Genomic DNA, 16,179 nt, shown 5'->3' on the forward strand with positions numbered 1-16,179 from the left:
TCGGACATGGCTCTGCCTCCTAATATGATCGAATCTAGACAACTCGAATCATACCGAAGGCCGGAGCCGTGTCTTTTGGTATCTAGGCTATGCTGCTGTGAAAGTGCGCAAGAGATTGTACGTTACCATGCCTCCCGTGAACGGTTGTTCGGTGAGCGATACTGGATTGTGGTCAAGGGAAATCGGTATTCCTGTGGGCCAGAGCTATGAATCCCATGATGCCACCCTTTGTCTTACTAACACGGCTACTGCCGATAATGTGAACATAGCTCGAAGTGTCATCATAACAGGAAACAAAAGTGGAACTCACGGCGGTGGTATTGCCTGCAACGGCGCGATCAAGTTCGGAAAGTTCGACACGGAAGAAAAAACCACGGTGAACCCTTACACGGTTTCACTGACGAAGAAAATTGTTAACAGCTTGGGTGATCTTCTAGACATTGGCTCCGATGACGTTTTCCGCTTCGAGTTAACTGACAAAGAAACGAATGAGACATACGAAGGATACACCGAGAACGGTGATCTGAAATTTATATTGCCTGGTTTCAGTACCGAAGGCCCGAAAGAAAAAACCTTCTCTTTGAAGGAGATATTAACTAATGAACAGAAAGACGCGGGTTTTGTGTCTTCTATTCCCGACGGTATCGATGTTCATGTCAGTCTGAATGTCAAAAAAGAGGTGGCTAGCTACAAAGAAAAGGACAACAACGTTCTCCTGACTTCCACGACCTACACCACCACGGTCAACTCGGTGCAGATTGGCAATCAATCGGGCGACGATGCTGCAACAGTTACGAACACGCTGGATTTGAAGACGTCTGTGAACATTCCGGTGACGAAGATCGCTGATGGCATCGCGGCTAACACATTCACATTCGGGCTTAAGGATGTTACGGCGAATATCGACTCCCTGGTGGATCAGGCTGGTAACAAGATTACGCTGAAGAATTCCGTCAATCTGGCCGAGCAGGCGCTGACGGCTTCGGACGAGACAGCCACCATCGCGGTAGCCGACTCTACCTCCGAGGTAGTTTCAGGAACAGACGCCAAGACCTTCAAATTCAACTATGCACCCACAACTGCCGAAGAAACCCACTGGTACGTCATTGCCGAGCAGCCAGGCGCAACGGCGGGCGTCGTGTACGACACCACGGCCTATCTTGTGAAGATCACCACGACGCTGTCTGAAGACGGCCGTAGCTTGAGCACGGCCAAGAAGGTTTACAAGACGGTTTCCGATTCGAGTGAGCTGCAGGAAGTAGCCGGTGATATCGGCGTCACCTTCACCAATGTGGCCACGCCCAAGGGTACCTGGCAGTTCAAGGCCGACAAGTTCTTCTATGGCTTGGGCGCTCCGCATGACTGCAGCTTTACTCTGCAGGAGATCGAGCGCGCCCCCGAAGCCGGTGAGCCGTTGGCGAACGTGCTCGTGTCGAACGACAACCTCCAGCAGTGGACGGCCAGCATTGCCGCCGCCGACCTCACCGACGGCCACGCCTTCATCTCCTTCCCCGCAATCAACTATGAGCAGCAAGGCGAAGGCGAGGGCTTCCAGAACGATGTGGGCGACCACTACTACCTCATCACCGAGGACGGCGATGAGGCCGTCAAGGACACCACGGCCTATGTCGTGAAGGTGACTGTCGCGGAAGACGCTGCCAATACGCGCAACCTCACCGCCACTGGAACGGTGCTCGGTTACGCTGACGACATCAACTCCCCGCTGAACCCGCTGACCCTTCCCGAAGGCGAGCTCCCAGCGTTCTACAATACCGACACCTACGATCTGATCAGCGCTGCCAGCTATAGCGTGTACGCTGCTAGCGGCGAGCCGGTCGATCAGGTGTGCTACGTCGATCCGAAGATCGTCAAGAACCTCGAGGGCCGCGCCATCAAGTCTGGCGAGTTCGCCTTCAAGCTCATTCAGGTGGCGAACTACAACGACACCGAGGGCGAGCTCATCTCCGCCACTACTAACGACGAGTTCGGCATGGTCGACTTCGACAAGGCGAACAACGTTTCCGGCGACCTCGAGAACCCCAGCTGCCTGGCTTACACCAAGCCCGGCACCTATTACTACCGCGTCATCGAGGACACCAGCAAGGGCGGCATGAACGACCAATCCGTGCTGTACAGCGATCAGGTGATCACCTTCACCACGGTCATCGAGCAAGATGAGGCGACCGGTCAGCTGGTGTGCACCGACATGTACTACGGCTGGTGGGACGCCGCGGCCAACCAGAACGTCCGCTTCGACGAGCAGTACGCCGACTATGAGACCCAGCCGGGCAACATCGGCGATATGTCGAAGCTGAATCCCGATTGGCACCCGACCATCAACAACAAGGCGCGTCCGATGGATCTGCAGGTGCGCAAGACCAGCGTATCCGATCGCGATGAGGGCCTGGTGGGCGCCACTTACGCGCTGTACATGGTGAACGAGAACCCGCAGGGCGACATTTGGCTCGCTGAGGCGACCTCCGAGGAGGGCGGCTGGATCACCTACAAGAACGTGAGCCTTGCCACCAACAACCTGTACTACTTCAAGGAAACGGCTGCGCCCGCGGGCCATACCGTGAGCGAGTTCCGCAGCCCCTACTTCTACCTCGTGGAAGATGCGACGTCCGCCAACGGCTATGCCCTGAAGTACACTGACACCAAGTACTTCGACGCCGCCGAAACGGAAGCCGCTGCCGCTCCGTTGGCCGCTGCTGAGGCTCAGGCTCTGCAGGCTGCCATCGCCGCCCAAGCCGAGGCGACCGCGGCCGATGACCAGACCAAGCCCGGCCACAGCGCCGACGGCAACATCCTGCTGACCTACGACAAGGACGGCGGCGTCTACGACGAAACCACCCAAATCGAGGTGAACAAGCTGGACACGCGCACCCACGAATGGGTGGAAGGCGCCAAGCTGGTCATCCTCGATAAAGAATCGGGAAAGGAAGTGGCCAGCTGGACTTCGGGCAAGGCTCCCCAGAAGCTGGCGAAGACACTGAACGTCGGCACCACTTACCTCCTGCGCGAGGTGGAGGCTCCCGGTGAGTACCGCCTGGCCAACGACGTTGAGTTCGTCATCGACAACTACGGCAACGTGACCATCACCAAGGGCACGGAAAACGGCAACGCCGAGCTGTCCGACAACACCATCACCCTCTACGACACTATGATGGACGCTGAAGAGGTCGAGCAGCGCGAGCACGAAACCACCCGCGAGGTGCCGCTGGGCACGATTCTGGCCCAGACTGGCGACATGCTGCCGATCCTGGGCATCGGCCTCATCGTGCTGGCGAGTCTGATCGCCCTTATCGTGGCCGGCCGCCGGCGTCGTGCAGGAAAGGATGACGAGAACTAGGATGTGTCGGGAGTCGCAGGCAACCGCCTGATTGAGATACCATGAGGGATACGCGCGAGGCTCTTCGGGGCTTCGCGCGTATCTGTGCTTGATAGTAAAAGATGAGCTATTGACTAAGGAAAAGACAGAGCAAACAATCCATCGACCCCATGATTTCCATGACTGATGCAGTAGCTAACATACCGGCAGGTTCGCTCGGCGTTTCAGGGCCGGCGGAGACGTCGGATGCATTTGCGCGCGACGTTAAGAAGCGCCTCGCGCGGTTGCGCATTGTGTCGCGGCTCTGCTCGATCGTCGGTGCCGTGCTCCTGGCGGCGGTTGCCCTGCTGGCTATCAGCGCAACAGTGGCGCCGCGCTTCATGGGATTGCAATCCTATACCATCGTATCGGGATCCATGGAGCCGTCATTTCCCGTGGGCAGCCTCGTGTACGCCGAACCCATCGAGCCCGAGGCGTTAGCCGTGGGTGACGTGGCGGTCTTCTGGCGCAATGACGAAGTCGTCATTCACCGCGTGGAGGAAAACCTTTACGAAGACTGCGAACTGATCACCCGCGGCGACGCCAACGAAGGCATCGACGCGCATCCGGCGCTGTACGACAACGTGGTCGGCCGCGCCGTGAACCAGATACCGGGCATCGGGTATTTCGTCATGGCGCTGGCGTCGCTGCCGGGAAAGCTCGTCTTGGGTTGGGTCGTCCTCATGGGCGCCGCCTTCTCCATAATCGGCACCGCCATAGCCTCCCTCGCGAGGCAATAATGCAGCGCCTCCGCCAACAAATCTTCGTTATTTTGTACCTGAAGTTCTCGTTTTTTTGCTTGTAAAACCTCGTTATTTTGAATATGACAATCAACCGTCCCTCCTCAGGATCCGGGACCTGGTGCCCGCCATGCCAAGATTAGCGGTTTGGTTCCCATCTCCCAAGTTGGCTGAGGCCTTTGTCAATTGATCCCAGCATTGAGGGTCGCGGCGTGAGGCTCGACGCTTATGTAAAAGGGGAGGGAAAAGCCTTCAACATCGAAATGCAAGCGCAGGCTGAATACTACCTTGGATGCAGACTCCGCTATTACCAATCGGTGATCGATAGCGATCTGCTCCACAAAGGAGATGACTACGAGGACTTACCTCGCAGCTATATTATCTTTCTCTGCGTTCACGATTCGTTCGGCTGCGGTCTCCCCGTGTATACCATTGAACCGAGGTGCTTGGAGAATAATGACTGTCAGCTGGATACGCGCTGCACGTGGATCGTCCTTAACGGAAGCGCGTGGGTAAAAGAGGACGACGAGAAGCTGCGATCCTTGCTACAATACATCGAGGACGGTACCGTTACGGAGGGCGATGATCTTGTGGCCCAAATTGACCGTCTGGTTGTAGCGGCCAACGACGATGATAAGGTGATGAGCGAGATGATATCCGTCAGTACTGTGGAGGCCAACGCCGAGCGTCGTGTTCGCCAAGCTAAGAAGTTCTATAGCGAAGTGGGGTTCAAGCAGGGCTATGAGGCCGGAGAAGAGCAGGGCCTCGAGCAGGGCCTCGAGCAAGGCCTCGAGCAAGGCCTCGAGCAAGGAAAGAAGGAAGAGGCCGCTCGCATCTCAGCGTTAATCAACCGCCTTCTCGCAGACGGGAGAGAGCAAGACATTTTGCTTCTTGGTGATCAGGAAGCCCTAGAGCGCCTCCTGAAAGAGTACTCCCTATAGCGCAAAACGCCCTACTGATTATTCCCGTTTCCAGCTGCGCTGATTTCATAGCGAGTGACACTGGATTTCGGCACGAGCCGCAAGTGCGGTGAGGTTCTCCTTCCCGAAGCAGGATTGCCGAAGATCTCGCTGCCGAAAATCTAACAGCGCTACAGCTCGCCCCTTCCAATCTTCGTTATTTTGTACCTGAAAGTCTCGTTTTTCTTGTAAAATCTCGTTATTTTGAATATGACAATCAATCGTCCCTCTTCAGGAGCCGGGATCTGGTGCCCGCCACGCCAAGATTGGGGGGTTTGACATCCGCCTGCTCGAAGCTCGAAGCAAAATCCGGAAAATACAAAGTGGAATCTTCGGATTTTGCAAAGTGAGAATGTCGGAAAATACAAAGTGAAATTTTAGGATTTTGCAAAGTGACTATCGGAAACACCCGGTAAAGGCTACAATGCGCTAAGAAGCGAAACGCGAACAGGAGCGCGCTATGCCCAACGAACTGCCTCCGCGAGACGAATACCTGCCTCGCATTGTCGACGACCAAGTGCGCCGCTACCTTGAGATTTTCGGGGCGGTGGAAGTGGCCGGAACGAAATGGTGCGGGAAAACCTGGACGGCCTGTCGCCACGGCGAAAGCGTCAGCTACGTCGACGACGCCCTGGCCCTAGCCCAATCCGACCCTCAGGCGATGCTTGCGGGCGAGCAGCCCCACGTCATTGATGAGTGGCAACTTGCACCGGCCATCTGGAACACCGTTCGCCATGCCGTGGATCGCAAGCGGGGGCTGCGCGGCGCGTGGCTTTTAACGGGCTCTTCCACCCCTCTCGCGAAAGACGAGGATCAGGCGAGAGCGATGCACAGCGGCGCCGGCCGCATAGGCCGCATTCGCATGCACCCGATGAGCCTTGCCGAATCGGGCGACTCGACAGGTCAGGTTTCCCTGGCCGCGCTTTTCCGCGGAGAATTTGCGCGGGCCACGGTGCCGGGGGACGCGGCCTCCCTTGCCGCTGCGGCGTGCCGCGGTGGTTGGCCCGAGACGTTGGATCTTTCCCCGAGCCAATCTCTTCTCACCGCAAGGGAGTACCTGAACCTATTGTTCTCGGAAAGCGTCCCGCGCCACGGCCGAGACGGAGGTTTGGCACGGCGCATCGCGCTTTCCCTCGCGCGAAACCTGGGGCAGGCAGCAACTTACAAGACGCTTCTCGCGGACGTATCGGGCGGCGATGAGCCCTTGACGACGACAGCTACGGTGGCCTCGTACCTCGAGCTGCTGAAGAATATGTATGTAATCGAAGAGGTGCCGGGCTGGGTGCCGGCGAGGCGATCCCCTAAACGGCTCTCGGTGAAGCCGAAGCGCTACCTCGCCGACCCCTCCCTGGCCGTGGCGCTCCTCGGCATGAACGAGGAGGCGCTTCTCGCCGATTGGCAGACGTTCGGGCTGGTGTTCGAGAACATGTGCGTGCGCGACCTCATGGTGTACGCGCAGGCGCTGCCCGATGCTCCGGCCGTGCCGGTGAGGTATTACCGCGACGACGCCGGCCTTGAGGCGGACGCCATAGTCGAGCTGCCCGACGGGCGGTGGGCAGCCTTCGAGTTCAAGCTGGGCATCGCGAAGGCCGATGCGGGCGTGGCGACTCTGAAGCGCGTGCGTGAGAAGGTGACGCGCAACCCCCATGCGCGCACCCGGCCGCCCGAATTCGTGGCGGTTCTGACGGGCACGGGCGAGTATGCCTACCAAGCCGAAGAGGGTATCTACGTCATTCCCCTGCGCGCCCTCGGCGCCTGAGTGCTGCTAATGTCTAAGTAGACAGTGAATTCCGGAATTCCATCTTCAAAAGTCTGTCGGCGATGGCGATAATGGAGTCGCCATCGCCTCTTTCCGAACGATGGGAGCCTGCCATGTCCAACAATATACTCAACCCTCTGGAGAAGGAGCTCCTGATAAGGCTCTACAGGAGCAATCCCGACATCAAGCTCTCCGACTTCTGCCGCGCCAACAACGTGAGCGAGGCGGCGTTCAAGACCTGGCTCAAGAAGTACGGCGCCGAGGGGCTCTCCGGGCTGTATCGCTCGAAGAAGACGCCGAGCCTGCTTCCCGAGGGCGTGGACGAGACGGAGGAGACCCTGCGCCGCGAGCTCATCAAGACCAGAATCGAGCTGGAGCGACTAAAAAAAGGCTACATCCGGATCCCGAGAGAAGATGGGACGCCGGGAGAGTTCGTGCCTGTATCCGAGAAGAGTGCGCGATCATCGAGGCGCTCTCGAAGGAGTTCCCTGTAACCGGGCTCTGCAGCCTGTGCGGCGTGAGCCGCTCCGGCTTCTACAAGTGGAGGAAGAGGGGCGGGGATCCGCCGAAAGACCGCGCGAAGGTGCTGCGGCTGGTGCAAGGCTGCCACGACGCCCACCCCTCGCACGGGTACCGGTGGGTGCACGCCTACCTCAAGAGGAGCGATGGCATAACGGTGTCCGCGGAATACGTCAGGAGATGCTTTCTCTACCTGGGCATACGCGCCGAGACCAAGCATCAGAAGAAGGATCGCGAGCGCAAGGCGCGCGATCCTTACCCCAACCTCATCTTCTCCACGTGGGAGACGGTCGATCGCCCGCGCCAGGTGATAGTCTCCGACATGACGGCGTTCTGGACGCGGAGCAGGTACTGGGAGCTCGCTCTTTACTTCGACGTGTTCACGAAGCAGATCATAGGGCGCGGCCTCACGAAAAGACGCGGCTGGCCGGGCATCTACCACGACGGCCTCGAGCAGGCGAGGGAGGAGATCGAGAGATCCAGGGCGGAGGCCGTGGGGAGGCTGGAGGCGGGATCGGGCGACATCTGCGTGCTGCACACCGACCAGGGGAGCGTCTACACATCCAAGGCCTACAACGAGATCATCCGCGAGAGCAGCATCGTCCGCTCGTGCTCGCGCGCGGGCAAGCCCACGGACAACCCCGTGAACGAGTCTTTGAACGGCTGGATCAAGGAGGAGCTCTTCACGGACTTCGGGCTCTACGACAAGCGGGATTGGGAGGTGGAGCAGGTGGTCGACGACTACATCGAGTGGTACAACGCGAAGCGACCTTGCTGGTCTCTCGGGTACATGACGCCGAACGACTTCTACGACGCCTTCATGGCGGGGGAGGTGGAGAGGCGCGACACGTTCGCGGGTCGCGTGATCGACCCGACGCCGAAGTTCGTGCGCGAGAAGCTCGCAAGGGCCGAGGCCGATGCCGAAAGCAACGCGATCGGCACAAGCGAGCTCCTCTGCTTCGATGCCGGTGTCTACGTCCCTCTAAAGAAAAACAGCTCCAGTGTCTACGAACGCGATGCGGATTCCAGCTCTGGTGTCCACCATTGCCACGGGGAAGATGGAAAAAGTGTCTACGAAGCTTGACTAGTACAAAGAACTGGTAAGCCCGAAGCCATGAAAAGCGGCAAAATCGTCAATTTCTGCAAAATGAAGAGTTACATTATCGTAGAAATCGACCAAATAAAGAATTGCATTATTGAAAAAGCCCAGCTAGAATAGACAAAACGATAGCAGCGAAAGGAGTCCTCCTTGTTTCGCAGGAAGGTCTACGAGTCTCTACAGCGTTGGGCGACCCGACGTGGTCAGACAGCACTTCTCGTGACAGGTGCGCGCCAGATCGGTAAAAGCTATCTGGTAGAGCGCTTGGGTCGCGAGAAGTATCAGCGCCTTCTGACAGTCAATCTCTACCTCGATAAGGCGGCGAAGCGCTCGCTGGCTGAGGCCTCCAATGTAGCGGATCTCATAACACGCCTCTCTCTCATGGCTGACCAGCCCCTCGTTCCTGGCGAGACGCTGATCTTCATCGACGAGATCCAGGAGCTTCCCGACCTCATGACCATGGTGAAGGGTCTTGTTCAGGACGGCCGATTCTCTTATGCGTTCTCGGGTTCGATGCTGGGAACCGAGCTGAAGCACGTGCGCTCCTATCCTGTGGGCTTTGTGACCGAGGTCACCATGTTCCCTATGGACTTCGAAGAGTTCTGCTGGGCGACGGGTGTCCAGAACGAGGCTCTTTCCGTCGTCCGGGACTGCTGCACGTCCCTTCAGGCGGTGCCTGGCTACCTGCACGAAGCCCTACTCGGCTACTTCCGCAGCTACATGGTAGTAGGGGGAATGCCTGCAGCAGTGCAAGCCTTTCTCGACAACGCCGGCAATATGGGACCGGTGCGAGAGGTTCAGGCTGAGCTGGTGGTTTCGTATGTTCACGACATCACGAAATACGCCGGCACTGCGGCTCCAACCGTGAGGGCGATCTTCGAACAGCTTCCTCTTCAGCTGGACGCGCGCTCGCAGCGGTTCCAACTGAACTCCCTAGGAAGGGATGCGCGCTACAGCAAGTTCAGCTTCGATTTCAACTGGCTAGTTTCGGCCCATGTCGGCCTGAAATGCAACGTGGTGCGCGATCCGAAGAGGCCTCTCAAGGCCACGGAAGACGCGGGGAACTTCAAGCTGTATGAGTCGGACACGGGGATGCTGGCGAGTCGCTACGACATTTCGGTGGCGCGCGGTTTGTACAGCGATGATCGCACGCTCAATCTCGGATTCATGTTCGAGAACGTGTTCGCCCAGGCGCTTACTGCTTGCGGGTGTGATCTGTTCTACTACATGAACCGCAAGAGGGGAGAGGTTGATTTCCTGGTTGAAAATGCCCGGGGAGACGTAGTTCCACTTGAGATCAAGTCGGGCCGCACGCCCCGCGCCCATGAAGCTTTGAACAAGCTGCTCGCCACTCCGGAATACGGGATTGAAAAGGGCTACGTGCTTTCGCGCCTCAATGTGGAGCAGCGCGATCGTGTTGTCTACCTCCCCTGGTACGTGACGGCGTGCCTGCCCGAGGCTCTCGGCCTGAGAAAGCGCTCCGATGAGGAGGACTCGTTCAGCATAACGCTTCCGTCCCTATCCGCGCCCACAAGAGAGAACTCCAGCGGAGTAGTGTGAGGCTTTTCTCTTTCGCCGCTCACCCCTGAAAATGTACCGCTCGAATAGGGTTTAGAGCGTTTAGAAAGCATTTTCGTCGTTCTTTACCCTGTCATTTGCCTACCAACTTGTTTTGGACACTTCGTAAGAAAGTTCCGAGAAACCCCTGGTCAGAGCTTTGAATCTTGCTGTCGGTGCTGCTGGTGTTCTCGTTCCTGAACGTGACCATGTTCACGGACTACGCCAACGCCGAGGGTGACAACGGGGAGGCGACCGAGTTCGCCGAGCCTGTCGGAGAGCCCGAGGCCCAGGCGCAGCCCGAGGACGAGGCCAACGGCCCGGAATCTGAGGAGCCCGCGGAGGAGGTGAACGAGGCCGAGCCCGCCGCCGAGCCCGAGGCCCCTGCCGTGGCGGAGGAGCCCGAGGAGAGCTATCCGGCCCAGCGCCTGACCGCCGAGGCGGGCGATGGAGTGACTGTCGTCATGGAGGCTCCCGAGGGAGCGCTCCCGGCCAACAGCTCCATGAAGGTGGAGACGGTGTCATCGCGCGCTGTCGAGAAGACAGTCGAGGAGGTCGTGGCTGATGAGGGCAAGAAGGTCGAGGAGCAATCTGCCTACAGCATCACTCTCTTCAACGCTGCGGGTGACGAGGTGTCTCCCGCCAAGAAGGTGAAGGTGTCGTTCCGCAACGCCGGAGTCGACGGCGATGAGATTACCGTCATGAAGGTCGCGAATGGAGCCCGTGCTGTCGAGGTTGCCGAGATTCGGGATAACGGCACAGCTGCTTTCTCCGATGCTGCTCCGACCGAGTCTGGCAACGTCTACGTTCTGGTTGGCAAGAAGGCCGAGATCAAGGCTCCCACGGTCGAGCAGAAGACCGTCACCCTCCGCGTCGTATACGAGACGGGCGCGGTGCGCGACGTCATTCCGATAGCGGTCGAGAAGAAGGACGGTGCTTACGCCGGCACCTACAAGCTCGATCTGAACGGTTTCACCGCAAGCTGCGACGCAGAGATGGCCACCATCGACGAAACGGGGCTTGTCTCCTTCAGCTTCCAAGACGACGAGCCGGTGACCATCGTGGTGACCCTGCGGGGCGAGAAGGCGACCTACACGGTCAACCACTACAAGCGAGGCGCCAACGAGGGCGAGGAGACGCTTGCGGAATCCGTGCAGCGGGAGGGCATCGTCGGCACTTCGACGGAGGCCGTGGCCAATACCTATGAGGGCTACACGTGCGAGGGCGTCGCGCAGACGATCGTGACGGCCGAGAACGACGCCGTGGTGAACATCTACTACGCGCCCAACAGCTACAAGCTGAGCTACGAGTCCAACGGCGGCTCCTACGTCCCTCCGGTGCTTGGAGTCCACGGGCAGACGGTTGACGCCATCACCTATATCCCCTACAGCAAGGTTCTCACCTGCGGCAAGACCGTCCATTCACACGACGGCGACTGCTGGGGGCTGACGTGCAAGATTGAGGAGCATACCCATAGCTATACGGAGTCGCAATGGAAAGGTATTCCGCTCTTGGGTGGTCATATGGAGTACAAGGGCGGCTGTTACGGAAGCAGCTGGAGCCGGAATCCGAGCTGTGGGAAAACTGCCCACACCCATGGCGACAGCTGCTACGGCTACACCTGCGGACTCGAGGCGCACCAGCACACCGACGGCGAGTGCTACGAGGTGACCCTCGAGTCTTGGACGCCGACCCCGCAGAAGCAGGGCTACACGTTCGAGGGCTGGTACGAGGACGAGGCCCTGACCACCCCGGCGCAGAACACCTACGTGCTCACCGGCGACCGCACCCTCTACGCGAAGTGGACGGCCGGTCAGGCGCTCTACACCATTGTCTACCTGACCGAGAATGCTGACGACGGCAACTGCTCATACTTCGGCAGCATTGGCAATCAGCTCGCCGAGGTCGGTACTACTGTGACCGCGAACGCGAACTCCGCCAAGCCCTCCGGTCTCGATACCGCGCACTTCACCTTCGCCGAATCGACCTCCGCGACCGTCAAGGCCGACGGCTCCACCGTCGTCACGGTCAAGTACAAGCGCAACACTTATACTCTTACGTCCGAAGAAAAACACGGTGGGAAAAAGCTGACCTTGACAGCTAAATATGGGGCTCACATTACTGATGCCTTCAACAAAGCTTTCAACGAGCCAACTGGAAACGACATCGCGTGGTCTCTTGAAAACGATCAGAGCACGAAAGTCGCCGCAATCGATGTCATGCCCGGTAGGAATGCTACAGTCTACGAGTTTGAGTACAGCTCGAAAAAAAGTCAGACGCTTAGCTATTGGCTCGAGAATTATGCTTCGGATACCACTACCATGTACGACGGTCGTACTTATGGTCTGTACAAAACTATTAATGTGAAATTCAATTACCTGAATAGCGCCGATTTCCCGGATCATACTGGATATATGAGACACGACGCCTATATCGATGGTAGGTCACGGGGCGTTAATTTCGGCGAATACACTACCAGCAATGGCACAACTGGCGATTTCTACTATAACGCCGCGAGCTATAGCCTCGATCTATACGGCTACGAGGGCGTGAAACTCTCCACCAACTCCGTGAAACTAGGTGCTGACATCACTTCGTATCTCACTGAGCCGGAGGCCCCGGTCGACGGCGCGACGTTCGCCGGCTGGTTCATCGATCCCGAGCACACGACGCCATTCACTGGCACTGCGATGCCCATGGGTCTGGCGCTGTACGCGGACTGGAACATGCCGACGTATAAGATCACGCTCGACGGTCAGGGCGGTACCTTCACTGACGATGCGCAGATGCCCGAGGACGTGGAGTACGGCGAGATTATCGGCTCTCAGCTTCCCACTCCCGAGAAACCCGGCTATATCTTCACCGGCTGGGTCACCAGCCCCATCACCGAAGCGCCGTTCGATCCTCGCAAGCCCATCACCGAGGACACCACGCTCTATGCCTCCTGGATGGCGAGCTCCACAGTTGAGTACACCGTGATCCATAAGGTCGGCGGCGAGGTTATCGCTACTGAGAAGCACACCGGTATGGTTGGATCCACGGTTACGGCAAGCGCTCTTTCCGAGGATGCGCTCGGTGAATACAAGGACTACCTGCCGACTCCGGCTACCCAAACTACGACGCTCGTCCGCGGCGAGAACACGATGGTCTTCGAGTACGCGAAGCTCGACGACATCAAGTACACGGTCGAGTACAAGCTCCCCGATGGCTCCATCGTTAACGAACTCACCCAGAAGGACGTTCCCGCGGCAGCTCGGATGCAGGTTGTTGGCATCTCCCAGGAGGCCGCCACTTGGGCCTCCGACAACGGCTACATGTTCAAGAACGGCACCACCCAGGTCGTCTCCGACATGGGCCTCGGCAAAGTGGTAACTTTCGATCTCGACTACCAGCCCTACACTATTACTTATGTGCTGGGCAATGGCGAAACTTGGGAAAACGACTTCTATACAAAGAACGATCTAGAGATCAGTATCAGCAAGCAGCCTACGTGGGAAGGTCACAGATTTGTTGGCTGGAAGGTCGACGGAGTTGATACCAAGGTTGAGCAGATAATTAGCAAAGATCCATCGACTGATCTTTTGCCTCCGGAGTCGCTGGGGCAGACCATCACACTTGCCAAGGGAACCATTGGCGATCTGACGATAGAGGCGTTGTGGCAGATTGATGTCGTTGTAACGGCACCCTCAAAGACTATGACCTATGATGGCACCAATATTATGGTTGCTGGCGGGTGGACTGATGCGACCGCTACGAATTTGCTACCAGGTCATAAGGTGGTCATAAGCTCTGATGCAATCAAGCTGTCTGATGGCTCCAGTGAGATGATCAATGCTGGTGAAAAACTGACCACGCTTGATAAATCCGATGTGAAGATTTATTGGTCTGGTGTAGATGTAACACGTCTGTACAACATCACTGAGATTAAGAACGGTCTTGCTAAAATCGGCCAGCGCGAGGTGACCGTCACGGGCGAGGGCTGGCCCTCCGAGCAGCCCTACACCGGCAAGCCCTACACCAAGGACGGCGAGTACGCCTTCGACAACGTGGTCGCCGGCCAGACGGCCACCATCGGCTACGAGCTCTCGGGCACCGAGGTGGGCCACTACGACGGCGCGTTCGGCGACGACTTCAAGGTCATGGCCGGCGCCGACGACGTGACCGCCAACTACACGCTGAAGACCAAGACCCCGGGCTCCCTGGACATCACCAAGTCCGAGATCGCCCAGTACGTCACCCTCACCCCCGTCGACGTCGTTGAGACCTACGACGGCGCCGCCCACGCCGCCGGCGTGGCCACCGCCGCCGACGCCAACGGCAAGGCCGTGAAGGTCGAGTACAGCGTCAACGGGACCGACTGGACCACCGACCCGGCCTCGATCACCGCGACCGCCGTGGCCGACTCCGTGACCGTCAACGTGCGCGCCTCCGTCGAGTCCTCCTACGAGGGCTACGTCACCGGCACCCAGAAGCTGACCATCACTGCTAAGGCGTACGGTATTAATACAGCCTCCGACAGCAAGGAATACGACGGCACTCCTCTGACAAACAAAAATGCTGAGGTTGCAGGCCTGGTTGCTAAGGACACGGCGTACGTCGAGGGAACTGGAGAGATCACCGACAAGGGCGAAGTGCCGAACTCGGCTGGCGATGTCAATTGGGCTAGCGGCACCGATGAGCGCAATTACATCCACGATACCTCGCTTGACGGCATCGGGGTGCTGACCGTGACCGCAAAGAAGATCGACCCGACGCCGACTCCGACCCCGGAGGATCCGGACGCAGTTGAACACAAGCTGACCCTCCAAGGCCTCGAGAATGTTACATACAACGGCTCTTCGCAGCCGCAGCACGAGAAGATCGTCGTGAAGGACGGCGATAAGAAGCTCGTCGAAGGCAAGGATTACGAATTACGCTGGTCCTCCGACACGACCAACGTCGGCACCGTCCGCGTGACGGTCGTCGGCAAGGGCAACTACGATGGCGAGGACTGGGCGGAGTACCAGATCATGCACTTCCCCGTCACCGTGACGGCCAACGGCGCCGGTAAGACCTACGGCACGGCAGATCCGGCCCTCACGGCCACGGTCAGCCAGAAGCCCAGCGACGGCTTTGACATTGCCTACAATGTCACCCGCGCTCCTGGCGAGGACGTCGATGACTATGTGATCACGCCTTCTGGTGACGAGATCCAGGGTAACTACCGCGTGAGCTACGTGACCGACATCTTCGAGATTGTCGCCTCCGGGGCCAACGTGGTTACCGTCTCCAACCTGTCGGACGCCACGGGCCTGACCAAGACCTACGACGGCGCGGCCACCTCGGTCTCCCCGACCGCCGCGGTGGCCGGCTCCACCTTCGAGTACTCGCTCGACGGCGTTAACTGGACTGCCGCCAACCCGAGCTTCACCAACGCGGGCACTTACTCGGTGTGGGTGCGCGCGAACGCCGCCAACTACGAGACCACCCGCGCCGTCCGCGCGACGGTGACCATCAACCCGCGGCCTGCCGTCATCGTCGCGAACAGCGCGACCAAGACTGCGGGTGCCGCCGACCCGATCTTCACGGGTACGGTGACCGGCCTGGTTCGCGCCGGAGATCTCGGTGCCGTCTCGTTCGGCCGGAGCAACGCGGCCGAGGGCGTCGGCTTCTACCCGGGCGTGATCGGTGCCACCTACCTGGCCAACCCGAACTACTCGGTGACGGTGGTTCCCGGCAACTTCACCGTCCTGGCCGCTACGGCTCCGGTGATCCCGGCTGCTGTGACGCCCGCGACGCCGGCCCCGGCTGCGCCTGCTGCCCCGGCGGCTCCCGCTCCCGCCGCTCCGGCTCCGGCCGCCACTCCTGCGGCTGCGACGCCGGCTCCGGCCGCCGAGCCCATCGAGGACGATGCCACGCCGCAGGCCGCCGCGCCCGCTGAGGGCACGCCGCTGGCCGAAACCGAGGAGATCGAGGACGAGGCGACCCCCATGGGCGCCTTCGACGAGCCGCACTGCTGGGTTCACTGGGTGATGCTGCTCGGCATCCTCATCACCGCCGCCTACGGCGCCATCGTCGTCCGCCGCCGCCTGCATTTGGCCGACGACGTGGACGACTACGAGAAGCAGGTGCTCGGCATCGAGGACGAGGCCCCCGAGGCCGTGCCCGCCGACGGTCGCCAGGCCCTGTAAGAGACA

Annotated in this window: 8 protein-coding genes; all 8 read left to right on the top strand. The window is 59.1% G+C overall.

The window, feature by feature from the left end; all coding sequences use genetic code 11:
• Nucleotides 1-679 precede the first annotated feature (679 nt).
• The 8 genes from NE591_RS03210 to NE591_RS03245 all read left to right on the top strand — a co-directional run bounded on the left by NE591_RS03210 (nucleotide 680) and on the right by NE591_RS03245 (nucleotide 16,173).
• Complete coding sequence (locus tag NE591_RS03210; RefSeq protein ID WP_256156320.1) at nucleotides 680-3,352, top strand: Spy0128 family protein; 2,673 nt, start codon at nucleotides 680-682, stop codon at nucleotides 3,350-3,352.
• Nucleotides 3,353-3,501: 149 nt separating this feature from the next.
• Nucleotides 3,502-4,110: a signal peptidase I gene (locus tag NE591_RS03215; RefSeq protein ID WP_157011813.1), complete on the top strand. Its 609-nt coding sequence runs from the start codon at nucleotides 3,502-3,504 to the stop codon at nucleotides 4,108-4,110.
• A gap of 179 nt (nucleotides 4,111-4,289) precedes the next feature.
• Complete coding sequence (locus NE591_RS03220; protein WP_256156321.1) at nucleotides 4,290-5,051, top strand: Rpn family recombination-promoting nuclease/putative transposase; 762 nt, start codon at nucleotides 4,290-4,292, stop codon at nucleotides 5,049-5,051.
• A 478-nt stretch (nucleotides 5,052-5,529) separates the two neighbouring features.
• On the top strand, nucleotides 5,530-6,828 hold the full coding sequence (locus tag NE591_RS03225; protein ID WP_173111210.1) for an ATP-binding protein: 1,299 nt from the start codon (nucleotides 5,530-5,532) through the stop codon (nucleotides 6,826-6,828).
• 113 nt (nucleotides 6,829-6,941) lie between these two features.
• Nucleotides 6,942-7,322 carry a helix-turn-helix domain-containing protein gene (locus NE591_RS03230; protein ID WP_227069498.1) on the top strand — a complete coding sequence of 127 codons (381 nt, stop codon included), beginning with the start codon at nucleotides 6,942-6,944 and terminating at the stop codon, nucleotides 7,320-7,322.
• A complete protein-coding gene (locus NE591_RS03235) occupies nucleotides 7,292-8,431 on the top strand; it encodes an IS3 family transposase (RefSeq protein ID WP_241520648.1) in 1,140 nt (379 codons plus the stop codon). The genes NE591_RS03230 and NE591_RS03235 overlap by 31 nt, the downstream gene beginning before the upstream one ends.
• A 165-nt stretch (nucleotides 8,432-8,596) precedes the next feature.
• The gene (locus NE591_RS03240) at nucleotides 8,597-10,006 is read left to right on the top strand and encodes an ATP-binding protein (protein ID WP_114538864.1); all 1,410 of its coding nucleotides are present in this window, start codon (nucleotides 8,597-8,599) and stop codon (nucleotides 10,004-10,006) included.
• 173 nt (nucleotides 10,007-10,179) lie between these two features.
• Nucleotides 10,180-16,173 (top strand): InlB B-repeat-containing protein, encoded by a 5,994-nt coding sequence (locus NE591_RS03245; protein ID WP_256156366.1) that lies wholly within the window; start codon nucleotides 10,180-10,182, stop codon nucleotides 16,171-16,173.
• Nucleotides 16,174-16,179: the final 6 nt, after the last annotated feature.

The sequence above is a fragment of the Adlercreutzia sp. DFI.6.23 genome (assembly GCF_024462535.1).
In the GTDB taxonomy this organism is placed as follows: Bacteria; Actinomycetota; Coriobacteriia; order Coriobacteriales; family Eggerthellaceae; genus Adlercreutzia; species Adlercreutzia rubneri.